The sequence below is a fragment of the Paenibacillus sp. HB172176 genome, from assembly GCF_011947265.1.
Lineage (GTDB): Bacteria > Bacillota > Bacilli > Paenibacillales > Paenibacillaceae > Pristimantibacillus.
The window spans coordinates 141764-167486 of sequence record NZ_JAATHD010000006.1; the positions used below are offsets into that span (position 1 = coordinate 141764).

Consider the following 25723-nt stretch of genomic DNA (forward strand, 5'->3'; position numbering starts at 1 on the left):
GGGATGGGAGCTCCATTCCGATTCATCCATGCGGCCGATCTTCATCTGGACAGTCCGTTCCGCGGATTGTCCAGGGCTCCGGAAGCCGTGCGCGAATCGCTCGTCGCGGCCGATTTCGCCGCTCTGCGGAAGCTTACCGACACGGCAATTGCGGAGAAGGTTGATTTTATCGTCATTGCCGGCGATCTCTTCGATGAGGCGGATCGATCGCTTAGAGCGCAGCTGACGCTGGTCAAGGAGTGGGAGCGGCTTGAGGAACACGGGATTGCCGTGTTCGCGATTCACGGCAATCATGATCATCTTGGCGGAAGCAGAGCCCGAATGGCGCTGCCTTCCAATGTACATATCTTCGGTTCGGAACGAGTCTCTCATTATCCAGCCTATTGCCGCAGCGGGGAGCTCGCGGCATATGTGTACGGCATTTCCTATGGAGAGAGAGCGGTTCTGCGAAATTTGGCGGAGGAATACGCGGTATCGGAGGAAGCGCCCTTCCATATCGCACTGTATCATGGCAATGTCGGCGGCGATCTCCAGCATGACCCCTACGCGGCATGCCAGCTCGAGCAATTGACTGGCAGCGCGTTCCACTATTGGGCTCTCGGTCATATTCACAAGCGCCAGGAGCTGCACGCCTATCCTCATGTCGTGTATGCCGGGAATATGCAGGGCAGACATCCGCGCGAAGCCGGGGAGAAGGGCTGTTACCTCGTTGAGGTATCTTCCTCGCATGAGGTTCGACTTGTCTTCATGCCGCTTGATTCGATTCGGTTCCAAGAGGAGTCGGTATCCATAGAGGACATCGGGGGGGAGCAAGAGCTGCTGCTGCGGCTGAGGCAGCTTGTCATGCGAGTTGCCGACGAGTCGAAGGGCCGCTCGATCATGCTGCGCATTCGCATTGGGGGAAGCGGCCCGCTCCATGATACACTTCTTCAAAGTACGGTCATCTCGGATTTGCTGCTGGAGCTGCAGGGGGAATTCGAACCGCAGCCGAATCAACCATGGGTCTATCTCTATGCTCTGGAAGCTGCTACGAGGGCGGAGCTTGACTGGTCTTCTCTCGCGGATGAAGACAGCTTTGCCGGAGAGATGCTTCGATTAAGCGAGCAGCTTGCCGTGGATACGGAGCAATGGCGAAGCTTCTCGGCCGAGTCGCTTGGAGATATTCGAACGCATGCCAAGCTCGGGAGACTGGGCCGCGCCAAGTGGGACGAGCTGCCCGAACGCTGGCTTCAAGAGGCGAAGGAGCTCGCGATAGGACTCGTGGCCGAAGGGGTTCGGGAGAAGGGCGGCTGACTTCCCGCTGTTGAAGACAAGAAGAACGAAGGCAAATGTCGTCCATGAAGGAGGAAGGGTATGAAGCTGACGGAAGCAAGCATTAACGGATATGGAGAGCATTATAATCGCCGCTTCGGGCTGGATGCGGCGGTTATTGTCGTTTTCGGTCCCAATGAAGCAGGCAAGAGTACGCTGTTCGGCTTCCTGCGCGCCATGTTGTACGGATTCGGCAGACGAAGTCAGGCTGCAGAACGGCAGGAGCCCGTCCGGGGAGGCCGTCATGGCGGCAGGCTCGCCTTTCGGGATGAATCGGGAAATCTCTATGAGCTCGAAAGATATGCGGATCAAGCATCCGGAAAGCCGAAGCTGAAAGCGCTCGGAGGAGAGGGAGACGAATCCATGGAGCTTGAAACGCCAATGGAGCAAGCCGCACTGGAGGGGCGATTCCTCGGAGGCATGCCGGAGCGATTGTTCCGGCAGCTGTATGCGATAACGCTGACGGAGCTTCAAGAGGTTCAGTCATTGAGCGGCGGAGAGCTGAGCCGCTTTCTGTATCAGGCCGGCTGGGAGGAAGGCAACGCCGTTGCGGCAGCCGAGAAGAAGCTGAACAATGAAATCGAAGAGCTGTTCAAACCGAAGGGAAGCAACCAGAAGCTGAGCAAAGGCTTGAAAAGGCTGGAGCAGGTTGACGCCTCGCTTCGTCACCTGAAGGATGATATTGATCAGTTCAACAAGCTGAAGCAATCTTCGGAGCTGGTAGAGAGGAATTTGTCGGCGCTGGGCGGCTTGTTGCCGGAGGCGGAGAGCAGGCTGAGGCTGCTGCGCAAGGCTGCGCATGTTCGTCCCGTTCGGCTGCAGGAGCTGCAACTGCAGGCTGAAAGACTGAAGCTGGCTTACACGGAACGGCTGCCTCTCGGAGTGGACAAGGCGTGGGAGGAATTGCAGCGAGCACGCTCAGCCGTCAGTGCCAACATTCGGGAATGGCGTTATGAAGAGCAGCTGCTGAAAGACCGCCTTTCTCTTTTGCGCTATAACGACGACTGGATTGCCAAGGGCGGCGAGACGGAGAATCTGCTGCTCTCGGCCGAGCTCATGCGTTCGCGAAGAGAGCAGCTGGCGGACGCAGCCTCGGAGCTTCAACAATTGGATCAGGCGATTGCCGCCCTCATTACCGGCATTTCGCCGGAGTGGACGGAGAGGCAGCTGCGAGAACTGATCGTTACCGTTGCGGACAAAGACGAAGCAAGAGCGATTCGGGATTCGCTGCAAAGCCTGTTTCGCGAAGAGGAACGGATTAAGGCTGAATTGCAGCTCATGATTCATCAAGAACGCGAGGCGGCGTTTCGATTGAACGAAGCGGAAGCATTGCTGCAAAGGAATCAGCAGCGCGTGGAGCAGCAAGGACGCGAGCAATATGGATTGCGGCCGCTCGCCAGAGCGGAGCTAACTGCCCTGTGGAACAGTCTGGACGATGGTCTTAGGGAATGGGAGCTTGTGAAAGCAAGCTCGCAGCAGCAATCAAAGAATGCTTCTGCATCCGGATTTCGAACATCGCATAGTCCTAATCGTCTCCTCTATTGGAGAATCGGAGCGGCTGGCAGTGCGGGAGCGGCTGTTGCGCTTGGAGCTGCAGCGGCCAGCGGACTGCTGAAGGAAGCTGCGGGAGTTGCCGTCATTGGCGCCGTAGCCGCTGGAGGCGTGTCACTCGCGTTGATTGCTTATTTGCTGTGGTCATTGCGGGAAGGCCAAGAGCCGGATGTCGCGGGCGGCGGAACGTCTGGCAGAGGAAGAAGCGGCAGATCAAGCGATAGAGCGACAGATGATTCGATCGCGCTGAAGGAGCGAGTTGTCGCTGCGCTTCATTCGTTGTTCGAAGAAGCTGTCAGGCTGGAGCCCGTATTGCTTGATTACGAACATCACAGTTACTCGGGGTCGGCCGCCTTGCAGGAGAGATCCCTTGTCAAACAAGCGATTCAGGAACGGCTTGCGCAGTTGAATGAACGCGAGAGGCTATTGGATCAAAGAGAGGAACTGGCGCTTCGCCACAACAATGCGGCCGGTTTGCTTCATCAAGCCCGGAACTCGCTCGAGCATGCCTCGATTAGGCTTCAGAACGAGCAAGCGAGCTGGGAGCAATGGCTGTTGGATCGACGGCTTCCTGCGGGAATGTCGCCGATCGCGGCGCTGGAGTCTTTTAAGCTGGCCGAGACGGCGCTGGAGAAGCTCCGCCTGTACGACCGGCTGCTTGATAAACAGCATGTCATGAGGCAAGAAATCGCGGCGTTTGGAGAGAAAGCGGCCTTGCTTTGCGTAGACTTCGAGGATGGTCGCCTGCATGTATCCGACGATCCCGCGCTTGCGCTAAGATTATTCCAATCGGAAATCAAGAGGCAGCAAGACGTCAAGCTAGAGGCGGAGAAGCTCCGCTCCCGGTTAAGCGAGCTCGATGCCTTGATAGGGATGGAGGAATTGCGAGACAAGGAGCTTCGGCAGGCTTCTGACGAGATGATTGAAGCTGCCGCCTTGCATGATGAATCTCAATTCGAAATCGCGATAGAAGATCATAAGCGGCTAAGGGAGCTCGATCAAGAGTTGCTTCAATTGGACATCGAGCTTAGCGCGGGCTTATCGACGGAACAGAAACGCGAGCTCGACAAGCTTCTAGCGGACTTGGACGAGGAGCAACTGCTGGCTGAAGGGAAAGTCGTGCAAGAAACCGTCAACAGGCTGGAGCGTGAGAAGCAAGAGCTGCTCGAGAAGCGCGGGAGCATCCGGCAAGCCATTGCCCAATTGTCGAACGAGGATGAGCGTCAACGGCTGCTCCTCGAACGCGAGCTCATTGTAACGGAGATGCATGAAGCAATGGATCGTTACGCGGTATTGAAGCTGAGCAAGAGTCTGATAGAGAGAACGAAACGCGTTTATGAAGAGGAGAGACAGCCTGCCGTTCTGAGGAAGGCTTCCTTATACATGAAGCAGCTTACAGGAGGGAGATACATCAGGGTCGCGGCCAGGCAAGAGCAATCGGAGCTGGAGCTGATCAATTCCAATGGGAGCGCCGTTGACAGCCGATTCTTAAGTCGGGGAACAGCCGAGCAGCTTTATCTGGCGATGCGTCTGGCGCTGGCATGCGAAGCGGCCCAGGGAGTCAAGCTGCCGCTTCTGCTCGATGATTTGTTTGTTAATTTCGATCAAAGCCGCTTGCACGCGGCTGTACGATTGGTGGCCGAGCTTGCCAGGGACAGACAGATTCTGTTATTCACCTGCCACGAGCATATCCGGGACGCTTTGCTTCGGGAGAATGAAGACGCTAAGCTGATAGCGATGGAAGCCGTATCAGGCGCGGGGGTAACCGACGCGTTTGCGAATCATGAGAATGAGCCAGCCTAGGCTGATTAGGCCGAACATCGGATAGAGGGTCGACAGAAGCGGGCCGAAGCCGATCTGGCTTGCGAGATAACAGATGATAAGCACCGCTAATGTGAGAAGCTCGCGCGACCACTTCATACGTTCTTGCAACTGAAGGGTGAGTCCGTATATGTCGGCGATCAAAGTTGTGAAAATTTCGGCGAAAATGAGGAAAATATAAATAAGCTGGACAGTGCCGCCGAGTTGTCTCGCGATGCCGCCCATTGGAATAGCGTATTGCTGAATGCCCGGCATATGAACGGATAAGGCAATATGTCCGGCAAGCAGCATGAAGCCAATGCCGATCCCTCCGACCCATGAACCGATAATAATCGTTTTTCTGTCGGGAGTCTCGGCGCCGAGCGGAACGAGAACCGCTTGCGCGAGGGATAGATTGAAGGCGGTGTACAAGAATGGAGAAGCAAGAGCCGCGAGCGGCGAATAATCGGTCGTCAGAATAAGAAACTTGTCTGAGCCGGGCGTATGGAACGTATCGACCATGACCAGCACGGTGAACAAGAGCATGATGGGGACAACAATCGCGTTGACCGTCAGGATGGCTTTCATGCCTTTCTTCAATAGAAAGAAGCTTGCCGCAATCGTCAGCAGCAAACCGAGTTGATAAGAGATATCCCAGTGTTCATAGAAGATCGTGCCCGCTCCCGCAAGCATGACGGCAGTCACGCCGAGCAGAATCAGCAGCATGAAATGGCTGATCAACCGGCCGTATCTCTCCCCGAACAGCGCTTTGTTCAGGTCCTCATAGGATTTCGCCTTGATTTCATTGGAAATCAGCATCATCTTCGTGCCAAGCCATATGAACAAGGCCGTCGAAATTACGATCGTAAGCGAGCCCCAATATCCGAATCTCGTGAAAAATTGCAATATTTCTTGCCCTGTCGCGAAGCCTGCCCCTACAATCGTGCCCATGTAGGTTGAAGCAATCTGCAGTACCTGGCCTGTCCTCTTCTGCATAAGGCGTCCTCCGATCCTTCTTGTGTCTCTCTTAAGAAGGTATGACGGAAGAAGGACAGGCATGACATAAATCTTACGCCGCCGACAAGAGTTTAATGGAAATAATCCGATTGCTTCCCGGATCGATATCCAGTTTAAGGAGCGCGCCCTCCGCTTGATAGGTAAGCAGATATTCGGTCTGTGTATCGGGCTTGCCAAGCAGGGAGTAGGCGTCATCGGGCGAATCGCCGATCTTGAGCCCATTAAGCCCCGCGGGAATTTGATCGCTGTACACTTCTATGAATTGAACGGAATTCTGATTGTCGAATCCTATGGAGATGCCTTCGTATTCCAGCACTTTCACTTGCAGGGGCTCCTCGCCGAGCATATAGCTGTCCTTCTCGGAGCCGTATTCGGCGATAACGGAAGAAGACGTGTCCAGCATGGAAATGCCTGAAAGCTTAGGAAGACTCGCATTCCAAGCCGCGCTGCCGTCGAGCTGGGAGAATGGACTGCCCGCTGTCAGTTCGTCTCTCATCGAAGAGGTTTCCGCCGACATTGATTTGTCGAGGGCGTTAAGCTTATCGGGGATATCCGTATCACTCTGCTCTTCATCGTCTGTTTGCTGCGAAGAATGATTTAATGCGCCTTGCGGTTTCTCACTCGCAAGCGGGAGATGATTGTCCGAAACTTCGTAATCTGCGTTTACGTTTGCAGAGTTTTGACAGCCTGCCATAACGAGCACCACAATGGTCGAAGCGGCATATAACAGAATTCGATTTTGCAGCGATTGATTGCGAATATTCACGATTGCACCTCCACATTCAGCTTATGGTATTGTTTGGGAGTACCTACATAATATAAACGTCATTCTACTCTTTTAAACGCAACCGACGTCATAAAAGTTGCAAGTTTATTGCAGAAAAGAAGTTCAAGCGCAGCGAAACAGCCTGTGTCAGGTTGCGCACCGCGCGTCACCTATGGTACGTTATCTTAAAGGGAAATTTGGCGGAGGTCATGTACGATGGAAAAGTTGAAGCAACGCATTTTGAAAGAATCCTCGGTATTGTCGAATGATGTACTGCGCATGGACGCGCTCATTAATCATCAGGTGGATCCTGAATTAATTATGGAGATGGGGCGTGAGTTCGCAGACAGGTTCGAAGGGCAATCCATAACGAAGGTGATTACCGTGGAATCCTCAGGAATTCCCGCCGCTTTCGCAACGGCGCTTACGCTCGGCGTGCCGCTCGTGTTCGCAAGACGCAAGAAAACCTTAATCGCCGACCCGGACGTGTATTGCGAGAGAGTTCCTTCGTTCACCAAGGGAATGGTGACGGATATTATGGTATCCAAGCAATTCCTTTCGGCGAAGGATCATGTGCTGTATATTGACGATATTATCGCGAACGGAGATGCCGCCAAGGGATTGATCAAAATTATCGAAACCTCCGGCGCGTCGCTGGCCGGCTTCGGCGTTGTTGTGGAGAAAACGTTTCAGTCAGGCGGAAAATCGCTGCGGGAGCAAGGCGTGAGAGTAGAGTCTCTGGTGCAAATTTCTTCTCTGGAGAACGGAGAAATTACATTCGAGTAATTTGTTCCAGCACGATTGCACTTTTCTCGAACGCGGTTTTGGCTTATAATGAAACATAAGTGATCGAGGGGAGGCACACGCTATGGGAAACATGAATGCAGATTTTATGAACGCGAAGCTTGCTGACGCGAAGATTCATTTCGAGAGAGCGCTGGATTGCAAGCATACCGAATTCGACGACTTATATCCTTATATGATTGAGCATCCGCAATTTTTCTGGTATAAACGCTATGTTGCTTGGTCGGAGCTGCTTACGATTGTTAAGCTGTGTGAGGAACTGTCGATCGAATGGCATGAATCCTTCACTGCGAAACAGGTTGATTATATCGGCAAGCGAGTCATGTCATCCAGAGTTCTCGACGAATGGTACGAGACGAATGATTCCAAGGAGCATGTCGGCTAACGGTCGTACATGATCATAGTTCAAGTCGAAATAGACTTCAATCGATTGCGAAAGCAGTCATTGGAGTCTTTCTTTTCGATAAAGGGAAAGATAGTTACGGGAAGGAGGGTGCTTGATGATTAGCGAAGAGCAATTGGACCAGTTCAGGCTATCGGGAGAAACGGTTAGAGTTGTGCGTGACGGGATGGAAGAGAACGACGTTTTGGGCATTGTAGTCGCATGGGATGATACAACAGTCGTCATTCGCAAGCCAAGCCGCAGAGTGTTGAAATTAAGCAGGGAATACCGCGTGATAGCCGCTTCAGCCGATCGGGAATCGGAGCTTGAAAAATAAATCTAAAATAGAAGGATTCACGAATCATTTAACTCGATAACGGTTAAAATAAAATGTCGAACAATAAAGATTGTTCGACATTTTTTGGGTTAAAATACCTAATTTACGACTTATTATAAACCATAACGCTGGTCATAACAATACATTTTTCATCATATTTTGCATGCTGTCCGCCACGAAATCCGGGGCGCTTTTCTTCATAAGCTCAACAGTATGCATATAGCGCTGCGTAGTATTGATTTGCACATGTCCCAGCGTATGCTGAACCTGTTGAAGCGATGCTCCGTTCAGCAGCGCAAGCGTTGCATTCGTATGCCTTAGCCAATGAGGCGTAACCTTCTTTGTAATACCGCAGCTCTTGCAAGCCCGATTCACGATTCGTTCTACTTGACGACTGGTAATTGGGAAGATACGGTTTTCATCATTGGCTTTTTCCTTGGAATGCTTCATGCTTCTGCGTATTCGAACATCGTTATGCAGCTTCCATAAGGAATCTGGCATTTTTACTTGCCTGTTTTTTCCTCCTTTTCCGTCCACAATGGTCAACCATGCGCTGCTTTCCGTAATATCGGTGTGAAAGTCGCTCCATTTCATACCCACAAGCTCGGACACACGAAGCCCCAGAATTACCATATAGAGCACCATCATCCACTCTCGCAAATTTCGGTCATGCAAATAGGCCAATAGCTCCATTAATTCCCGCTGCGTCAAAAAATGGTTTTCGCTCGTCACTTGTACTTTAGGCAGCTTGATGCAGGATGATGGATTATGGTCAAACAATCCAATATTCACATTGCTCCCCCATTTGTAGAAAGAACGCAGGGGTGAGATCAAGCTGGCCAAAGCCGAAGCCGTTAACGGCTTGTTTGTCTTCGTTCCTCGTAATAACGCCGTCTTATATCTCTCCAAATCATGCCAGGTGACATCACGAAGCCGTTTAGTCCCGATAAAGGCTCTAAAACATCTTAATGCGCGCTCATAATTTCGAATGGTATTGGGACGATGATAGCCAGCCAGAAAGCTTTGAATCATCTGATTGTCATCCAAGTCCGTCATGTCGATTTCGACAGTATGGTTTCCTGTTTCCGCTGTCATGATTTTTTTGGACTCCTTTCTTGTATAATTCGAACAATCTTTATTGTTCGACATCATTGCTCGAGGGTAGTAGGAATAGGGTCTTATGATCGACTACGACTATGGCAAAGGATGTGACATACACATTGGCGGTTCTCGTTCAAAAAGAACTTATGATGCTGGGTTTAAGGAGAGATCCTTCCACTTTCTCACATTGCATGAGAGTCGGAGAGCTTGCTCGGTCCATAGCGCAGGCAACGAAAATGTCTATCGAATCTGAGCGCATGTTCGTTGAAGCATGCAGATTTCACGATATCGGCAAGCTTCTGTTTCCCAAAGATCTGTTATCCAAGAAAAAGCCGCTGGAAGCAAATGAAAGAATCATTATTCGCGAACATCCCGTTCTCGGAGAGCAAATGGCCAGTGAGCTTCTAAGTTGGAGGGAGCCAAGGATGCTGACGATTATCCGATCCCATCACGAGCGTTGGGATGGAACCGGGTATCCGGATGGTCTACGGGGCAAGCAGATCCCGATTTGGGCGCGTATTTGCGCAGTCATCGACGCCTATGATGCTATGGTCCATAGCAGATCGTACAATCGGGTCAAGTCGATTGATGAAGCAAAGGATGAGCTGAGGGAACAAAGCGGCAAGCAATTCGACGGAGCGTGCGTAGATCTGTTTCTCTCGATCTCCAATGCGTCCTCGCATCCATCAAAGTCATTAACCTTAATGTAATGTAAAGGCTGGGATTTCAATGAAAACAATTTCTGTCTATTCCCTAAGCTCCGGGCAAGTGTTAGCTGAGCCGGTACTAAATAAAAATGGGATGGTTATGCTTGGAGCAGGAACAACGCTGACGGAAACGTATATCGAAAGGCTTCGGCAATTAGGTATTCAAGAGTTGTTCGTACAAGACGACAAACCGCAAACGGCAGCATACAGTCGTCAAACAACGCCAATGGAACAGATCGTTCGAAAGGAAAATAGAAATCATACCAATTTTATCGTCGACAAAACCTTGTTGAGAATGCAAAAAAATCCATTTATTAGACAAAGCTTTCCATCGCAGACAGGGGACAATCGCTTTGCTCAACGCTATCAAGACATTATTAAAGATATATCCCGACATGTGTTTATTAAGAAGAGTTTGGCTGAAATGCATATGAAGGACCCATTTTTATTCCAGCACACAATTAATGTCGCCATGCTGGCTTCCATTATTGGCTTCGCTAAAACCTACAATCATCAACAATTATACGAATTAATCGTTGCATCGTTATTATTCGATATTGGCATGCTTGATTTGCCAAACGAGCTTGTAAGAAAGAGAAGCAGAATTACATCGATTGAAAGGGACCGAATAGAACAACATACCATTGAAGGCTATAAAATGCTTGCCAATCGATCCGATATTCCGAAAACGGCGGCTATTGCGGCTTTACAGCATCATGAGAGGTATGACGGGTCCGGTTACCCCTCCCGAATGACATCCAGGAAGATTCATGAATTCGCTAAAATTATCGCGATCGCAGATATGTATGATGCGCTGGTGTCCGAGCGCTACCATCGAGACTCCTATTCTCGCGGCGATGCCGTAGAACTGCTGCTCGGTTCTGGGAACCGCTTGTTCGATTTGTCGCTGGTCAAACTATTCGTCAACCATATTTCCATTTATCCAATTGGGAGCGAGGTGAGGCTCAACAGCGGGCAGCATGCAATTATTGCATCCGTCAATTCCTCCTTCGTGCAGCGTCCAGTCGTCAAAGTAATCCGGGAAAGCGATGGGAGCATCGTAGAGGCGCCTTATGAGATCGATTTGAAAGCCCATCTTGAATTAGTTATCGTAGACATGAACTGATTACTTGAAGCTCGCAAAAAGACCGTTCCCCGAAATCAGGAACGGTCTTTGACATACCCGCGTAAGCGGCTAAGAATCCGGTCATTTCGGCAGCCCAGCTGCCATAGGAATCTCCCTTAGACCTGAAGCTTTGCGTCCCCGTCTTTCGAGCGGGTTTGCCTTTGTCCATATCGTTTCTTCCATATATTCTGTGAATCATGATGCTTGAATGGGGATAACAGGTTCATTATACCTATATAGCGACGCGGTTTCAATACTTATGATCAGGGTCTTTTGGTTCATATCTGCTTGCATCAGTATATCCAGTACTGAGCCTAAGGAATATGACTCGATAGAGCTAAAAGTTGTTGAGCACCGGCTCTATGCTCTTCACGCGCTTCAAACGGCCATGTATAGTTCCCTTAAGTTGAATTAGAGCTCCGTCAAGGGTGCTTATACTTCACTTTTCTACAACTTTTAGACCATTAACCCATTTTATTTCTCATTTCGACATAGTTCGATAGAACTAATTTTATATTTATGATACCATGACTAATGAAAATTTGAATTGGGGGAATGTAACGGTGAAAAAAGGGATATTAATACTTGTGGTTTTGATTGGATTTTTGATTTTGTTGACTGGATGCTTTGGTAATAAAGAAAAGAAAATTGATCAATTAAAAACTGAAGCAAATGTCATGGTCAAGCAGAATCAATACGAGGAAGCTATAGAAAAATATGAGCAAATAATAAGCATCAAAGACGATAAAGTTTCTCGGAAAGAATTATTTGATATCAAAACCAAACAATCAATTTGGAAACGAAAGAAAGCATACGAAGAAAAGACTAATGCAGAAATTATGAGTTTCATCCCAGTTTTACAAGATATTCAGAGAGTGAAACTTGCAAAGCCTAAAGATGAAATTAATTTTATTGATTTATATTATATTCTAGAAGACCTGAAAGGAGTCACTGGAACAATTAAAGATATGACTGCGGAGGGTGATAATGAATTGTCAAAGTATGTAGAGGAAATTCAAGTACAGCATCAAGTATTTTATAGTTTACTTAAACTTCAATATGATCAAGATTTTGCAAAATCATCTGATGTGGCTAGGAAAAAAGATATTGAAATAAAAGGAAATTTTGGTGGTGAACTTGGCGCTTTTCTTGATACCATGAATGCACTTGATTCAATGACTAAAGATAGTACAATAGGCGCTATTGATGATTATGTAAATCATATATTAAATGTTAAAATACCGAGTTCTGTAAAATAGAATCATTTCAACCGCTAATCCATGGCGGTTTTTCTTTACCCCAAAACCATAATAAAAGGATGCACCCGTCATTTCGCATGCAATTTGAAGATATGGTATCGATCTCGGCGGTGCCGAGTCAATTAATCGCCGCGCTGTGCGACGAATTCGGATTCAAAGACCTCATCATCATCGCTGGCGAGATCCGGTATGACGAAGAGGCGCTGCTGATGCAAGTGCAGAAGCAAGGGTTGTTCGTACTCGTGACCGACCACGCCCAGAGCGAAGCGTGGGATAGTGCCCGTGTCCTACAGACTTACAAAGGACAAGCGGCAGCCGAGACACGGTTTCGCTTGCTCAAAGATCCCGTCATTCTGGAGGCCATGTATGTCAAGCAACCGCGCCGGGTCGAAGCGCTTGGGGTTGTGTTTGTCATGGCGCTCCTTATCTATGGGCTGCTGGAGTGGCGCGTACGCGAGCAGATGAAGCGGGAAAAGGAACCGCTAATCCTGCCCGGCAATCGAAAAAGCTTTACTCCAACGGGTGAGATGCTGCTGGCGCTGCTCAAAACGATTTAAGTCATTCACCTCTCGATGAATGGCAAGAACCGTGCGGGGGCTGTCTGCGCATGTGGACGACCAAGTCAAACGCATTTTGCGTCTGGCAGGCTTTGATATATCGATTTATATCGCCACCGCTGCAGACGCTGGCCCAAAACTCAGCGAAAATGAGGAGGTGGAGCATACTGGCTTACACATTAAAATATAAAATTGAAAAGCAAATTGAATAGGACGTTGAGACCACTAAACTAATATTTCAACTGATTCCCTAGACCCAAAATGCCGATATGTGGTAATATGATGGAAAGTCTGGGTACAGGGGAAATGTTTATGCTTTGTGAGGATTGTAAAAAAGAAATTGCTGAGCTAAGCGCATTTTGTAACTTTTGTGGTTCGAAAGTTACACACAATAAATTATCTATTCAAAAAAACAGTGTTCAGCCATCAATAGTTACAGGAACTAAGGTAATGAGCAGCCCATTTGGAAAAAAAACAATATTAGTCGTTTCTTCTATTACTCTGTTATTGATTATTTCGATATTGGGATACAGGGTTTTAGTGCCTTATTATGAATATAGTGAAGCAAAGAGTTTATTAGAAGACCGAGAGTTTGAAGATGCTATTAATATATTTACTCAATTGGAAAATTATAAAGATTCATCAGAATTGGTTTTGGAAAGCAAATTCAAACTTGCAGAATTTAAGATTGAGCAACAGAAATATATAGAAGCAATCGATATATTGAAGAGTCTCGGTGACTATAATAATGTCGCCACATTATTAGAAAATGTAAAGTTCCTACAGAGTAAAGTGTATGTTACAGCTAAACAGTATAATAAATCTTATGAATTGTTACTTGATATGCAAGAATCTAAAGATAGAAATAGTTTATTGGCAGAAACGAGGTATCATTTAGGGAAACAATATTTTGACAATCACGAATACAAGAACGCTATAGATATTTTGAATCAAACTTCGCCTATGAATGAGGAAACTAATAACTTACTGATACAGGCACGTTATGAACATGCAATAAATTTATATAATATTGGGGATTTTAGTTCTTCTAAGATTTTTTTTGAAAGCAAACCTGAGTATAAAGAATCTGCAAAATATATCGAAAAAAACAACATCATGTTAGAGTTTGTGGGAACGTGGGAGGATAAATACGGATTTTCGCAAAAAATCTTTAATGGTTGGAGTGTGTGGTCAGTCCATTTTCCAAATCATCCCGACACGTCCGTATATGAATTTGATACAGAGCAAGAAGGAAATCAACTGTCAACCAATTATGATACATATATAATTAAAAACGGTAAACTATACGAAAATAATGGAGACTCTATCTATTATAAAAAAGGGATAGGGGTTAATGTTCCTGAAGAAAAACCTTCTCCGAAAATAGGAATGACAAAACAAGAGGTTCTTGATTCTAATTGGGGTAAACCCAATGATATCAATAAGACGACTACGGAGTATGGAACAAGTGAACAATGGGTTTATGATAAAAAGGGGTATATATACTTTGATGATGGATTAGTCAGTACTATTCAGAATTAGTCTTTCGTTACCGCCACTCTCGGCGGTTTTTCTTTACCCAATTTTCCAAATAGACAAAATAAGATGACAAATGGCTGAATATTGATGTCTTCTTTGGCGAAATTAATTTTCTTGATGGGGTTTTGTTTCATCGTGCAGACTTCAATTTCTTCGAGCCTTTTCTTGCAAATGTAACATGAAGCCTTTGACTGTTGAAGTGAGTGGAACATCTTTTCTCTTTCGTATTTTTTGCAAATAAAATCGAGCAGGCTATGCGCATGGGCAAAGGCCTACTCGATTTTTGATGCTCGATTAATCGCGACTCACAGTTTCCAATGCCGCTCTCACGTCCCCTACGAACGCCTGCGGATCGTCCATCACTAGATAAACACCCTCTACCTTGCGAGGCAGAAATAGGAAGCCATTTACCGGGAGAGGGCGGTGGAACTCTATACGCACATTTGGCGTGCCCAGGATTGGCAGCGCGAAGCTCTTCTGTTCGGCGGTGTCAGGCTCGAACGTGGAATTCGAAGTGATCTCCGCGACCGCTTCGAGCGGAACATCCATTTGAATACGAAGACCATATCGAATTCGGAGCGTATGCCCTCCAAGCCTAATTGGACGAAGCACTGATGCACGGCAGTCCGCCCAGATCAGGGCGAGAAGCCAGACATCCAACGCAGTCAGCGCCCAGGCGGCCCAGGGTGACCACATGCTAACGAGCAGATGAAGAATGACAGCCTCGAACACGAGCACATGAGTGATAATGCCCGCATAGAGAATGAGCGAAGTTTTGCGGTGATACGTATAAACCGGTTCCGCCGTCTTCGTCTTCGCCTGGCGCTTCCAGGAGAAGAGGAGAAAATGGATCAGACTCGCGTCATGCATGGCGAGAGCTGCCAATCTGGAATTGCCGAATTGCTCCCGGATCGCTATGCGAAGAGCTTCGCTCGCTTCTGGCTCTATTCTCCTCACGCGCCGCAAGCTGCCTATGAATCGGTAAAGAATTCGTATTTCGAAGCCAATGAACACAACCTCGAGTGCGACGATCAACAGTTCGACCGGCCACATCACTGCAAACGCCAGATTCTTCAACGTAACAGGCAGCGCCAGCCAAGCGGCCACCGCGCCAAGGGCCGTGAACGGGGCCGCCTTCCAGACCGGCTTGGCTTTGCGCCGGGCAATCAACCACCAATATAGAAGAGGAATAACAAGCGCGAAGTCGAAGATGACGGCATAGGCGAGGATGCGGTTGTTTTCGGTCGACGGCACCGTACGAACGAGCGTGGTGTCGATCAGAAAAATAGTCATCATCATCAGGAACCAAAGTCCGTAGCGTTGCTTCGTAACATTTGTCATAGCGGAGTCCTCCTTTTTGAATGCACCCAACCCCATTATAACCCGCCGCTCCCATCTCCTCGGATGGAAGCTCTAACAAAATGATGAAATTTCCCCAGATCAAATCCTGATAACATTTATGCGCCCTCATCTGGACTAAAGTTCCAACATTTCGTCGGCGTAGAATATACGTAATGCACTACAAATTTCGGGCAAGAAAAAAGATCTTGAATGTTCCTCTTAGGGAGGCATTCAAGATCTTGATTGTCGAAGTAATGCGGTCGAGAGGACTCGAACCTCCACGGTTGTTACACCACTAGAACCTGAATCTAGCGCGTCTGCCAATTCCGCCACGACCGCATGTCGTGGTAACGAAACTTATAATAGCATGCGGGAATAGGTCAAGTCAATGCCTCATTTAAAGTTTAAATTTTCAGCCTATTCAAAAAAGGAGGGAGAAGAGATGTACATAATATTTGAGATTTTGTGGAAAAGTAATTTGCGACTGGAAACCTACAGCGAGTGGTCGCATTTTGTATAACTTGCATTGGATTGAATATCTCCACGAAGAAGGAAGTGCTGATGATGGGTAAAGGATCCTTAGGGAAAATAATAAGGATGGCTTTTGTTGCGCTGCTCTGCATGTTTCTAACAACACCTGTACAGAAGGGTTTCGTGGATTTCTCTGTCCATGCCGCCGAGTCGGAGACGCCAAGAACCATTGCTATCGTTATTGATGATTTCGGCAATGGCATGAAAGGCACGGAAGAAATGCTGAAGCTCCCGATCGCTTTCACCGCGGCGATTATGCCCTTCATGCCCACGACACAGAAAGACGCGGAAGCGGTGCATAAGCTGGGACACGACATCATCGTGCATATGCCGATGGAGCCGAACAAAGGCTTGAAGTCCTGGCTCGGTCCGGGCGCATTGACGGTTGACTTGAATGATGAGGAAATTCGGAACCGTGTCGAGGATGCCATCGCCAATGTCCCGTACGCGATCGGCATGAATAATCATATGGGCTCCAAGGTGACGGCGGATGAACGGGTAATGCGCATTGTGCTTAAGGTATGCAAGGAGCATGGCATGTTTTTCCTCGATAGTCGTACAACCTTCAAAACCGTCATACCCAAAATCGCGGATGAGCTCGGCGTGCCTTATTTGTCCAACAATGTATTCCTCGATGATGTCTATACGGCATCGCATGTTTCCAAGCAGGTCGAATTGCTCAAGAAGCATATAGATGAGCATGATCAATCGATCTCGATTGGCCATGTAGGTCCTCCCGGTATGATCACATCTGCTGCTTTAAAGCAGAATATTCCGTCTATGAAGTCCAAGGCTTCATTCGTGAGGCTGTCTGACATGGTGCGGCAATCAATGGGAGATCCACTTGTATTGCCAAATCCCTGATACGATGGCTTCCGCTACATCCTGCTGGCTTCGCGGATCCGTCAGCATATTGCGATCCTTCTCATTGCTGATGAAGCCCATTTCGACAATGACGGAAGGCTGGTCCACGCGGCGAAGCAAATAGAAGGGCTTGCCCTCCCTCGGGAAAAAACGGGTATGTTGCTGCCGATTGAGCGCATCCTGCAGGCAAAAGGCGAGCAAGGCGCTCTCTCCCGATTGCTGATGCAGGACGACGGGGCCGTGCTTCGCGCTGTTTCGCGTCCAGTTGACATGCAGACTGATCAAGAGCTCATTGCCGATCTCCTCGGTCAATTGCCTGCGCTGCGAGAGATCCCTGCGATGTCTGGAAGCAGATTGATGCCATCGATTGTCGTCGCTAAGCGCGTAATCGTTCGTTCGATTCATAATGGCGACAATGCCTTGGCTGCGCAGCAGCATATAAACCTTCTTGGCTATTGCAAGGTTAATATCCTTCTCCAGGGTATCGCCTGAGGATGCTCCTCCATCAATGCCGCCGTGTCCTACATCAATAATGATCGCCGTATGGGGAAGTATCCAGTTCTGATGCTCCTGAAGCTGTTGACCGTTATCATTGTCATCCGGCTCATAGCCTGCGGCCAAGTTGTTGGAATGGCCGGCAATGACGATTGCCGCGATAGCGACGGTTGCGAATAGGAGTCGAATCATGAGTTAACAGCCTCCTGTTGTCTTTTGAGAAAGCTAAGATGGTCCAATAGGGTATAGAGTGGCTGTTCGAAGGAAAACTCATACATGATTATCTCCAAAAAGTTTGGGGAAAGCTTATACCATGAGGAATTAAAGGAGGTGAGCCAAATGGCGATTAAGGGAGATGAACTCGTCAAATTCGCGACGCAGCAATTCGTTCGATATATCGAGACCCCTCCGCAGGTGAGAAAAGAAAATCGCACATCAGCCAAAGCAAGCAGAGAGCCTTGGCTGACGCGCTGGTTCGGCTTGGGTCCGATTTCGCTGTTTATCTGGTGGAGAGGCCGCACAATGAATCGTCAAAGATAGAAGCTGCCCAAAGCGGCAAGCGTCCCGTAAGGGATGTAACGCAGATTGGTGCCGCTTCCGTCGGCGTCCAGCGCAATATATAGTTCGCCTGTCTCGAATCGGTCAAAGCCGACAACGGACCAGACAAAACGCGCTTTTCCGTCAAAGGCGTTGGTCGTGAACAGAGGCTTGCTTTTGACGGAAGTTATAGCATCGATCAGTTTTGAATCTTCAAGGCTGTCGATTTCAAGCGGCGGTTTGGTCAACCATGGAAATCGAAAATAGGGATCGAAGAACGGCTGTTTTATTTGTTGGGAAAGAGAAGCAGGGACTGCGAGCAGTCCTTGTTTTTTGCTGTTTAACCAATCGGAATCGATCTGTTCATCCTGCGCTTTGTAATCCGCTGCTGTCACAGGCAGAGCTTCTCCGGAGAATGCGTCACCATAATAGGAAATTCCGTTACTGGTAATTTGCCAGATCGTCTGGAGAGGGCTTAGATAGATTCGCTCGGCGCGATAAGGATTGGCGCTAAGCTCAAGCTGAAGCAACGTATTCCGAAGCGATCGGGACTGATAGGGAGGATAGGGGCCGATGCCGTATTCTCCAAGCTCATAACTTCCTGCCTCCACCGCATGTATGATCATGTAGCCGACTGAAGCTCCTTCCTTCTTGAGCAAAACGAGCCAGGTATGCGTACCGGGCCCCAGCGCGGAAATTGAAGTATCGGCTTGCTTCCAGCTTTCGTAGCCTTGCGCCTGAGAAAGCTTGTCCCGGAGTTGCCCTGCATACGCCTTTATCGACGCGTCCGTTGACTGCTCGGCAGGAGCGGCATTTGCCTTCGTATGCCCCATGCCGGTTGATCCCATTACTAGCGCTGCCGTCAACAGCGCGATTGTTATCGCCCGTGCTGTTTGTCTCCTCATCGTCATCACCTCAGCTCTCATTGTAGCGGACAAGCTGCAAGAAGGCTGTTGCAACCTGTCGCTGAATGGCAGAGAAGAACCGCCTTAATCCTCTTCCAAATCCTAATTCTCGAGCTTAATCAATGCCTTCCAGATGGAAGATGCCGCAATTAATGGCGGAAGCCGTCACTCTCGGCTCATACTGCCATCTGATCTCCGCTTGTCGCTGCTTGAATTGCTCCTCTGCTGAAGCCTTGTTCTCCTCGGAAGCATGCTCCAGCAACGGCTGATAGTAAGACTCGATTCGGCGCAGCTCATCTTGAAGTCTTGCCGAGGCGCCTTCCGCCCAGCTATAATCGTAGCCCTTCAGCTTCCGTTCTAGCGTCTGCTCGACTATGCTGAGCGCCTTGTTATGCGTTATGCCGTTTTTCGCCAAATGCACATTGGCAGGCAGGCGAGGAGTCAGCTTCATGCCGAGAAGCCGTTCATGGAAGTTATCGACGCAGTGTCCGGTAACGAGAGACACGCCAAAGCTGTGAAGCTCCTCGCGCTTGCGGTCGCTGGCGAATTCCACTCGCATATTGACGCCTAACCATGCTGTGTAAGGCGTTGAAGTGAACGGATTATGCCCCCGTCGATCCGGCTCCTGAAACAGATAGACGAAGCTGCCCTTCGCCCTGGCTGCGGAGAACAACTGTTCGAGTCTGCGCGAGCCGAAATACAAATCCTCACGGGGAATTCGAGCAGAGGCGGCCAGCGTGCTGTTCACGAAGCCGAAGGAGCGGGCAAGCGCCGCATCCCCGGCAGCGTTCAGCTTCTCCTCGGAGGACTGTTGATGTTCTTGTCTGCGAGGCTCGGGCTGAGACGTGAATGCTTCATATTTGGGTTTATCCGTCACGAAGAGGAAGGTCATTGTCTCAGGCTCTGCGCCAACCCTATCGACAAAGCTCCAATAGTAGGGACGATTCGTCAGCTCGCGGTCGGCGTCAGGAGACAGCTTGACCGTAAAATGTGCCGGCGATTTCTCGATGATGGAGCAGTCGGTTGCTTCCAGATAACGATTCACATATTTATGAATTTGCTTCTCATTCATGAGGCGCCTCCACCGTTCGACCTAGTTTGTCGGTATGGATAAGCAGGTCCGGCCCGGGCGAATAGCCCATCTCGTTGCGAGCCTGCGAAAGCGTGCTGCCGAGCTGCCCGATCGATTGCTGCAGCTGTCGCTCGTCGCCGCCGGATTCCAGCAGCGCCTTAGCCAGCCGCTGCTCGATCGATTCGCCGCCGTCCAGCTTCTCCAGAATATGATCGAGCTGGCCGATGACAAGCTCGAACAGATTAATTTTCTCATGCAGCAGATTGACGATATGCTCCTCGATTGTACCCAGCGTGCACAAATTGTAGATTCGCACATCCTCCGTCTGACCGAGGCGATGCACGCGTCCGATTCTCTGCTCGACACGCATCGGATTCCAGGGCAGATCGAAGTTGATCATATGGTGGCAGAATTGCAGATTGATGCCTTCGCCGCCAGCTTCCGTGGCGATGAGCACCTGAGCCCGTCCGCGAAACAGGTCCATCATCCAATCCTTCTTGCCGCGGTTCATGCCGCCGCGGTAGGGAACGGCAATCATATTCTGCTCTCGGAAAAATTGCAGCAAATATTCCTGGGTTGCCCGATATTCTGTGAAGATAATGACCTTCTCGTTCATTTCCTTCACAAGCTCCATTGCTTTTTCGGCCTTGGTATTGGCTTGAATGCCTTTGATTTTGTCGACAAGCGCCCATATCTTCGGGCGAAGCGGGGAATCCTCGGCTGTCTTCTTGAACAGGTTGACGAGCGTCAGGAACACCGCGTCCCTGCTGCTGCAAACCTCTCTCTGCAGCGTCACGAGAGACAGCATGCTCGTCATATCGCCGCCGCTTTCGTCGTAACGCTCGCGGACGAAGCCAGTGACGGCGTCATACAGCGCCTTCTCCTCGGGAGAGAGCTGCAACGGAATATTTTTCACAAATCGTTTGGTGAAATGGATGCCGCCGTCTCCTCGGCGATTGCGGATCATGACCGAGGACAGCGCCTCTTGCAGTTGATCCTCGTTCTTCGGGAGACGCTTGTCGACCACGAAGTTGGCGGCAAACTCGCTTTGACCGCCCAATTGTCCCGGCTTGAGCAGCGTGATCAAATTGAACAGCTCGTCGAGATCATTCTGAATCGGCGTGGCTGTCAGCAGCAAGCAATATTTCTTCCGAAGCAGCGTCGCGAATTGATAGTTGGTCGTCTTCTTGTTCTTCAGCTTATGCGCCTCGTCGATGATGATCAGATCATAATCCGTTCCCAGCACAAGCTCGCGATGAGGCTCACGTTTGGCCGTATCGATGGAAGCGACGACAATATCGCTGCCCCAGGTATGCGCCTTGCGCTGGGCGACGGCGGAAATGCCGAATTTCTGATTCAGCTCCCGCACCCATTGCAGCACGAGGGAGGCGGGAACGAGTATTAGAGCCCGCTTCACGAGTCCTCGGACGAGATATTCTTTCAATACGAGTCCGGCTTCTATCGTTTTGCCAAGACCGACCTCGTCTGCAAGAATCGCCCGGCCCCCCATCTCATGAAGCACCTTGCTTGCCGTTCCGATCTGATGCGGCATCGGCTCGAATTCGGGAAGAGAGCGCAGGCATTGCAGCTCTTCAAAGCTTTCAACCAGCTTGGAAGCCTCGGCTTCCATGGCAAGCTGATAGAGCGTCCAATCATCCCATGGTCCGCCCCGGGACAATCGGAGCTGCAGCTCGTCGAACCAAGAACGGTCGAATTTCAGATCGACGAGCGGATGAAGCTGATGGTTCGTAATCATGGATCGCGCTCCTTTTCGCATGACGGAGTTAAGTTGTCATTAGTATTGCCGTATTAAGCCATAATAATAAGAGCAGGCATGAAATGGGATGAATATCAATATGTAGTATGTTATAATTAGTTAACATACAATATATTGGATTTGTGCAGAGGTGGATAATCTTGAAACAGAATGGAAATACGGCAGGAGGCGATAGAAATGGCGAAGCTCGAAGGCTTAAGCGAGAAGATATTCCTGGATCGGTACGCTCGGAAACAAGAGGATGCATCCAGCGCTGGACCAGGCGACATCGTGTTGGTACTGATGAAGGACGATGCCAAATTTCCCGCGAAGGAAGTCGGGGAAGTGACGAGTCGATCGGGAGACATAGCCGAGGTTCGATTGCGAAGCGGCGAGTTGATTGAATCCCCGATCAGCAAGCTGACGCTTGTCATGGAGCATTCACCGGAGGAGCTGTGGGACCGTTTGGCGTCGGCGATGGCTTCCGTTGAGCCGACCCCTGCGGGGCAGGCTGAATGGGAAACGCGATTCCGCGCCATTCTGAATGATTGGAAGCTTGTGCCGGGAGGCCGCATTGCAGCCGGTGCGGGGGCGAGCGACGAGCTGACGCTGTTCAATTGCTATGTCGTGCCGTCGCCGAAGGACAGCCGCGGCGGCATCATGAACACGCTGAACGATATGACGGAGATTATGGCCCGCGGGGGCGGCGTCGGCATGAATTTGTCCTCGCTCAGACCTCGCAGGTCGATCGTTGCCGGCGTGAACGGAACATCGAGCGGCTCTGTGTCCTGGGGCGGTCTGTTCAGCTATACGACGGGGCTTATTGAGCAGGGTGGAAGCCGAAGGGGAGCTTTAATGTTGATGCTAAATGACTGGCATCCGGATGTGTTGGAATTCATTACGGTGAAGCAGAAGATGGGCGAGGTGACGAATGCGAATCTGTCCGTGTGCGTCAGCGATTCCTTCATGCATGCGGTGAAGCATGACCTGGAGTGGGAGCTTGTATTCCCCGATACGAAGGAAGCGGGCTACGACGAGCTTTGGAGCGGCGATCTGGAAGAATGGAAGCGGCTGGGCAAGCGGGTTGTTACCTATCAAAAGGTTCGAGCGCGCGATGTGTGGCACAGCATTATCGAATCCGCTTGGAAGTCCGCCGAGCCTGGCGTTGTCTTCATGGAGCGCTATAACAAAATGTCGAACAGCTGGTATTTCAACAAAGTGGTGAGTACTAATCCGTGCTTTCATAAAGATACGAGAATCGCTACTGAATTTGGACTTATGAAGATAGGTGATTTATATAAGAAGGTTAGCCATGAACGTTTTCAGCTTGTTACGGATAATCGTCTTACAGAAGCTGCGCAAGTAGTGAATGGAAGAAATTATGAAACTGCGGGCTTAACGATTCGAAGCGGAAGCGTGATGTATACCGGCGTAAAGAAAACGTTGAAAATTTCACTTGCAAGCGGAATGGAGTTGCAGGTTACTCCAGATCACCGTATTTATACCGATCGCGGCTGGATAGAAGCTGGGCAACTCACCTCTAATGATTCGGTCTATGTGCAATCCGGGAAAGGTTTGTTCGCAAAGCAAGATGATCTTGGGGCTGATTGGGGAATGTTCCTTGGCTGGCTTATTGGCGACGGCTGGTTGTCCAAGCGTGGTGATATCGGGATGGTGTTCGGCAAAGATGATCAAGAAATCATTCCTCAAATCATCAAAGCCGGCAAAAAATTCAGCGGCGCCGAAGCGAAGTTGTTTACTCGTACGAACGGAACAATGCAGCTTTATTGGTGGAGAAAAGGTTTTCGTGAAAAGCTCCAATCACTAGGGATTAAAGCTGTAACTGCATCTCGTAAAGAAGTGCCGCATTGCATATTCATTGCAGCAAAAGAAACGATTACCGGTTTCCTTCAAGCTTTATTCAGTGCTGACGGAACCGTCTATGAGAATGATGACATGCATCGAACTGTACGACTAACTTCATCTTCTTTCAAACTATTGCAGGATGTGCAGCTATTACTGCTTAATTATGGCATTCATGGACGTATCTATCTACGAAGCAAAAAGAACCAACAGAACTTCCAATATGAGACAAACGATGGAGAAATGAGGCATTATAAAAGCTTGCCTTTCTTTGAACTCATCCTGAGCGGCAACAACATATTATTGTTCAAAGAAGAAATTGGCTTCCAATTTATCAGCAGAAAACAAGAAGCACTTGAACGCATAGCAAGACCATCGCGTAAAAGTGAAAAGTTCAAATCGAAGGTAATAAATATCGTTGAAGGCGAAGAAACCGATGTTTATGATATCCATGAGCCGGTCACAAACTCCTTAATCGCAGGCGGAATCGTCGCCCATAATTGTGGAGAACAAGGACTGCCAAGTTGGGGCGTGTGCAATCTGTCGGCCGTGAATCTGTCCAGATTCTACGACGAGACAACGCATGATGTGGATTGGGAGGAGTTAGGGAGGGTCACGCGCTGGTCCGTGCGCTTCCTGGACAATGTCATTGACAAGACGCCCTACCATTTTCCCGAAAATGAAGCGAACCAAAAGCGCGAGCGCCGCATCGGCCTCGGCACGATGGGACTCGCCGAGCTGATGATCAAGCTCGGCGTCAAATACGGCGGTGAGAAATCCCTCTCCTTCCTCGAGAAGCTCTATAGCTTCATGGCGAAGGAGGCATACCTGGCTTCCTCCGAGCTGGCTGCGGAGAAGGGTTCGTTTCCTGCCTTCGATGCGGAGCCGTATTTGCAAAGCGGCTTCATGAAGGAGCTTGTCGCTGCTTATCCCGAGGTTGGCGATGCGATCAGGCGGCAAGGCATGCGGAATGTGACGGTCATTACGCAGGCTCCGACAGGCAGCACGGGAACGATGGTCGGCACATCTACCGGAATCGAGCCGTACTTTGCTTTCGAATACTTCCGGCAGAGCAGGCTTGGGCTGGATCAGCAGCTTGTCCCGATCGCGCAGGAATGGAAGGATGAGCATCCCGGAGAAGCGTTGCCTGATTATTTTGTAACGGCGATGAGCTTGTCCGCTGAGGATCATATTCGCGTGCAAGCGGCGATTCAGCGCTGGGTCGACAGCTCAATATCGAAGACGGCGAATTGTCCGGCGGACTTCACGGTGGAGGATACGAAGCGGCTGTACCAGCTCGCTTATGAGCTAGGCTGCAAGGGCGTGACGATCTACCGCGACGGAAGTCGGGATGTGCAGGTGCTCTCGACGGCTTCGCAGAAGGAAGCGGATCAGCCGGCGCAGTCGCAGTCTCAGCAGACGGTAGACGCGGATGCTACAGTCGAGGCTGCGTTCCAGCAAGCTCAGCGAAGCCCACAGAGCTCGAACCCGCAGGGCCCGCAGAGCCAGTCAGCACCCGAGAAGACGGCCGCCCTCGACAAGCAATACAAACGCCGCCCTCAGGTGTTGACAGGCGCCACGTATAAGATTAACTCGCCATTCGGCATGGCTTATATTACCATCAACAATCTTGACGGCTCTCCCGCGGAAATCTTCCTGAATGTCGGCAAAGCCGGCTCCGATGTATTCGCTATGGCCGAAGCGCTCGGCAGGGTATGCTCGCTGTTTCTGCGATACGGGGATCATGGCAACAAGGTTCAGCTCTTGATTAAGCATTTGAAGGGCATCGGCGGATCAGGCGCTATCGGCTTCGGCGCGGCTCGCGTGGAATCGATTGCGGATGCGGTGGCGAAGGCGCTGGAGATGCATCAGGGGAATGCGCATGCGGAAGCTACAGAAGATCCATCGCAGCTTGTTGCCCGAGTTGATGCGAATAGCTTTGGAAATAACGAAATTGATCTCTGCCCTTCCTGCGGCTCGGCGGCGCTTATCCATCATGAAGGCTGCAAGAGCTGCAGTGTGTGCGGCTTCAGCAAATGTTAATGAACGTTGAGCAATTCATGCCAAGACTAATTGAAGGCCAACACGGGATGCCCTGCGCG

21 protein-coding genes, 1 tRNA gene and 1 riboswitch are annotated in these 25723 nt (G+C 49.7%); of the genes, 13 read left to right on the top strand and 9 right to left on the bottom strand.

Annotated features, from left to right (window positions below; genetic code table 11):
• Positions 1-3: 3 nt before the first annotated feature.
• Together HFP08_RS10850 and HFP08_RS10855 are read left to right on the top strand one after the other, a co-directional pair.
• On the top strand, positions 4-1293 hold the full coding sequence (locus HFP08_RS10850) for a metallophosphoesterase family protein (RefSeq protein WP_168120619.1): 1290 nt from the start codon (positions 4-6) through the stop codon (positions 1291-1293).
• A gap of 60 nt (positions 1294-1353) precedes the next feature.
• On the top strand, positions 1354-4665 hold the full coding sequence (locus HFP08_RS10855; protein ID WP_168120620.1) for an AAA family ATPase: 3312 nt from the start codon (positions 1354-1356) through the stop codon (positions 4663-4665).
• On the opposite strand, the gene HFP08_RS10860 is transcribed toward HFP08_RS10855, so the two are convergent.
• Together HFP08_RS10860 and HFP08_RS10865 are read right to left on the bottom strand one after the other, a co-directional pair.
• On the bottom strand, positions 4612-5658 hold the full coding sequence (locus HFP08_RS10860; RefSeq protein ID WP_168120621.1) for a YkvI family membrane protein: 1047 nt from the start codon (positions 5656-5658) through the stop codon (positions 4612-4614). The genes HFP08_RS10855 and HFP08_RS10860 overlap by 54 nt on opposite strands.
• 73 nt (positions 5659-5731) lie before the next feature.
• Complete coding sequence (locus HFP08_RS10865; protein WP_168120622.1) at positions 5732-6445, bottom strand: hypothetical protein; 714 nt, start codon at positions 6443-6445, stop codon at positions 5732-5734.
• 216 nt (positions 6446-6661) lie between these two features.
• Here HFP08_RS10865 and HFP08_RS10870 point away from each other — a divergent pair, with 216 nt between their 5' ends.
• The 3 genes from HFP08_RS10870 (at position 6662) to HFP08_RS10880 (ending at position 7968) form a co-directional block, all read left to right on the top strand.
• Positions 6662-7231 carry a xanthine phosphoribosyltransferase gene (locus tag HFP08_RS10870; protein ID WP_168120623.1) on the top strand — a complete coding sequence of 190 codons (570 nt, stop codon included), beginning with the start codon at positions 6662-6664 and terminating at the stop codon, positions 7229-7231.
• An 82-nt stretch (positions 7232-7313) separates the two neighbouring features.
• Positions 7314-7634 (top strand): hypothetical protein, encoded by a 321-nt coding sequence (locus HFP08_RS10875; RefSeq protein WP_168120624.1) that lies wholly within the window; start codon positions 7314-7316, stop codon positions 7632-7634.
• 115 nt (positions 7635-7749) lie between these two features.
• A complete protein-coding gene (locus HFP08_RS10880) occupies positions 7750-7968 on the top strand; it encodes a hypothetical protein (RefSeq protein WP_168120625.1) in 219 nt (72 codons plus the stop codon).
• 132 nt (positions 7969-8100) lie between these two features.
• Here the strand turns inward: HFP08_RS10880 and HFP08_RS10885 are convergent, their stop codons facing one another.
• The gene (locus tag HFP08_RS10885) at positions 8101-9063 is read right to left on the bottom strand and encodes a tyrosine-type recombinase/integrase (protein ID WP_168120626.1); all 963 of its coding nucleotides are present in this window, start codon (positions 9061-9063) and stop codon (positions 8101-8103) included.
• A 155-nt stretch (positions 9064-9218) separates the two neighbouring features.
• Between HFP08_RS10885 and HFP08_RS10890 the strand changes: the two genes are divergently transcribed.
• The 5 genes from HFP08_RS10890 to HFP08_RS10910 all read left to right on the top strand — a co-directional run bounded on the left by HFP08_RS10890 (position 9219) and on the right by HFP08_RS10910 (position 14260).
• Positions 9219-9779, top strand: a complete 561-nt coding sequence (locus tag HFP08_RS10890; RefSeq protein ID WP_277345851.1) for an HD-GYP domain-containing protein — start codon at positions 9219-9221, stop codon at positions 9777-9779.
• 421 nt (positions 9780-10200) lie between these two features.
• Positions 10201-10902 carry an HD-GYP domain-containing protein gene (locus HFP08_RS10895; protein WP_168120628.1) on the top strand — a complete coding sequence of 234 codons (702 nt, stop codon included), beginning with the start codon at positions 10201-10203 and terminating at the stop codon, positions 10900-10902.
• An 85-nt stretch (positions 10903-10987) separates the two neighbouring features.
• Positions 10988-11072: riboswitch (cyclic di-GMP riboswitch) on the bottom strand.
• Between the two features lie 393 nt (positions 11073-11465).
• On the top strand, positions 11466-12161 hold the full coding sequence (locus HFP08_RS10900; RefSeq protein ID WP_168120629.1) for an outer membrane protein assembly factor BamD: 696 nt from the start codon (positions 11466-11468) through the stop codon (positions 12159-12161).
• A 59-nt stretch (positions 12162-12220) separates the two neighbouring features.
• Positions 12221-12718 (top strand): hypothetical protein, encoded by a 498-nt coding sequence (locus tag HFP08_RS10905; RefSeq protein WP_168120630.1) that lies wholly within the window; start codon positions 12221-12223, stop codon positions 12716-12718.
• 279 nt (positions 12719-12997) lie between these two features.
• Positions 12998-14260, top strand: coding sequence for a tetratricopeptide repeat protein (locus HFP08_RS10910; RefSeq protein ID WP_168120631.1), 1263 nt, complete (start codon positions 12998-13000; stop codon positions 14258-14260).
• A 291-nt stretch (positions 14261-14551) separates the two neighbouring features.
• Here the strand turns inward: HFP08_RS10910 and HFP08_RS10915 are convergent, their stop codons facing one another.
• Together HFP08_RS10915 and HFP08_RS10920 are read right to left on the bottom strand one after the other, a co-directional pair.
• Positions 14552-15598, bottom strand: coding sequence for a hypothetical protein (locus tag HFP08_RS10915; RefSeq protein ID WP_168120632.1), 1047 nt, complete (start codon positions 15596-15598; stop codon positions 14552-14554).
• A gap of 255 nt (positions 15599-15853) precedes the next feature.
• Positions 15854-15937 (bottom strand) — tRNA-Leu (locus tag HFP08_RS10920).
• 252 nt (positions 15938-16189) lie between these two features.
• On the opposite strand from HFP08_RS10920, the gene HFP08_RS10925 reads away from it, so the two are divergent.
• On the top strand, positions 16190-16993 hold the full coding sequence (locus HFP08_RS10925) for a divergent polysaccharide deacetylase family protein (protein WP_481856559.1): 804 nt from the start codon (positions 16190-16192) through the stop codon (positions 16991-16993).
• Here the strand turns inward: HFP08_RS10925 and HFP08_RS10930 are convergent.
• Positions 16958-17680: an N-acetylmuramoyl-L-alanine amidase gene (locus HFP08_RS10930; RefSeq protein ID WP_168120633.1), complete on the bottom strand. Its 723-nt coding sequence runs from the start codon at positions 17678-17680 to the stop codon at positions 16958-16960. The genes HFP08_RS10925 and HFP08_RS10930 overlap by 36 nt on opposite strands.
• A gap of 147 nt (positions 17681-17827) precedes the next feature.
• Between HFP08_RS10930 and HFP08_RS10935 the strand changes: the two genes are divergently transcribed.
• Positions 17828-18028: a YqzE family protein gene (locus tag HFP08_RS10935; protein ID WP_168120634.1), complete on the top strand. Its 201-nt coding sequence runs from the start codon at positions 17828-17830 to the stop codon at positions 18026-18028.
• Here the strand turns inward: HFP08_RS10935 and HFP08_RS10940 are convergent.
• From HFP08_RS10940 to HFP08_RS10950, 3 genes are all read right to left on the bottom strand, one after another.
• Positions 18019-18930, bottom strand: coding sequence for a hypothetical protein (locus HFP08_RS10940; protein WP_168120635.1), 912 nt, complete (start codon positions 18928-18930; stop codon positions 18019-18021). The genes HFP08_RS10935 and HFP08_RS10940 overlap by 10 nt on opposite strands.
• Before the next feature lie 115 nt (positions 18931-19045).
• On the bottom strand, positions 19046-20002 hold the full coding sequence (locus HFP08_RS10945; protein WP_168120636.1) for a YqhG family protein: 957 nt from the start codon (positions 20000-20002) through the stop codon (positions 19046-19048).
• The gene (locus tag HFP08_RS10950; RefSeq protein WP_168120637.1) at positions 19995-21758 is read right to left on the bottom strand and encodes a DEAD/DEAH box helicase; all 1764 of its coding nucleotides are present in this window, start codon (positions 21756-21758) and stop codon (positions 19995-19997) included. The genes HFP08_RS10945 and HFP08_RS10950 overlap by 8 nt, the downstream gene beginning before the upstream one ends.
• Before the next feature lie 198 nt (positions 21759-21956).
• On the opposite strand from HFP08_RS10950, the gene HFP08_RS10955 reads away from it, so the two are divergent.
• Positions 21957-25664: an LAGLIDADG family homing endonuclease gene (locus HFP08_RS10955; RefSeq protein ID WP_240941279.1), complete on the top strand. Its 3708-nt coding sequence runs from the start codon at positions 21957-21959 to the stop codon at positions 25662-25664.
• The last annotated feature ends 59 nt before the right edge of the window (positions 25665-25723 follow it).

Coding starts and splice junctions, on each gene's coding strand:
- HFP08_RS10850 (WP_168120619.1), top strand. CDS start 4: ATGGGAGCTCCATTCCGATTCATCCATGCGGCCGATCTTCATCTGGAC.
- HFP08_RS10855 (WP_168120620.1), top strand. CDS start 1,354: ATGAAGCTGACGGAAGCAAGCATTAACGGATATGGAGAGCATTATAAT.
- HFP08_RS10860 (WP_168120621.1), bottom strand. CDS start 5,658: ATGCAGAAGAGGACAGGCCAGGTACTGCAGATTGCTTCAACCTACATG.
- HFP08_RS10870 (WP_168120623.1), top strand. CDS start 6,662: ATGGAAAAGTTGAAGCAACGCATTTTGAAAGAATCCTCGGTATTGTCG.
- HFP08_RS10875 (WP_168120624.1), top strand. CDS start 7,314: ATGGGAAACATGAATGCAGATTTTATGAACGCGAAGCTTGCTGACGCG.
- HFP08_RS10880 (WP_168120625.1), top strand. CDS start 7,750: ATGATTAGCGAAGAGCAATTGGACCAGTTCAGGCTATCGGGAGAAACG.
- HFP08_RS10885 (WP_168120626.1), bottom strand. CDS start 9,063: ATGACAGCGGAAACAGGAAACCATACTGTCGAAATCGACATGACGGAC.
- HFP08_RS10890 (WP_277345851.1), top strand. CDS start 9,219: ATGCTGGGTTTAAGGAGAGATCCTTCCACTTTCTCACATTGCATGAGA.
- HFP08_RS10895 (WP_168120628.1), top strand. CDS start 10,201: ATGCATATGAAGGACCCATTTTTATTCCAGCACACAATTAATGTCGCC.
- HFP08_RS10905 (WP_168120630.1), top strand. CDS start 12,221: ATGCACCCGTCATTTCGCATGCAATTTGAAGATATGGTATCGATCTCG.
- HFP08_RS10910 (WP_168120631.1), top strand. CDS start 12,998: ATGATGGAAAGTCTGGGTACAGGGGAAATGTTTATGCTTTGTGAGGAT.
- HFP08_RS10915 (WP_168120632.1), bottom strand. CDS start 15,598: ATGACAAATGTTACGAAGCAACGCTACGGACTTTGGTTCCTGATGATG.
- HFP08_RS10930 (WP_168120633.1), bottom strand. CDS start 17,680: ATGATTCGACTCCTATTCGCAACCGTCGCTATCGCGGCAATCGTCATT.
- HFP08_RS10935 (WP_168120634.1), top strand. CDS start 17,828: ATGGCGATTAAGGGAGATGAACTCGTCAAATTCGCGACGCAGCAATTC.
- HFP08_RS10940 (WP_168120635.1), bottom strand. CDS start 18,930: ATGAGGAGACAAACAGCACGGGCGATAACAATCGCGCTGTTGACGGCA.
- HFP08_RS10945 (WP_168120636.1), bottom strand. CDS start 20,002: ATGAATGAGAAGCAAATTCATAAATATGTGAATCGTTATCTGGAAGCA.
- HFP08_RS10950 (WP_168120637.1), bottom strand. CDS start 21,758: ATGATTACGAACCATCAGCTTCATCCGCTCGTCGATCTGAAATTCGAC.
- HFP08_RS10955 (WP_240941279.1), top strand. CDS start 21,957: ATGGCGAAGCTCGAAGGCTTAAGCGAGAAGATATTCCTGGATCGGTAC.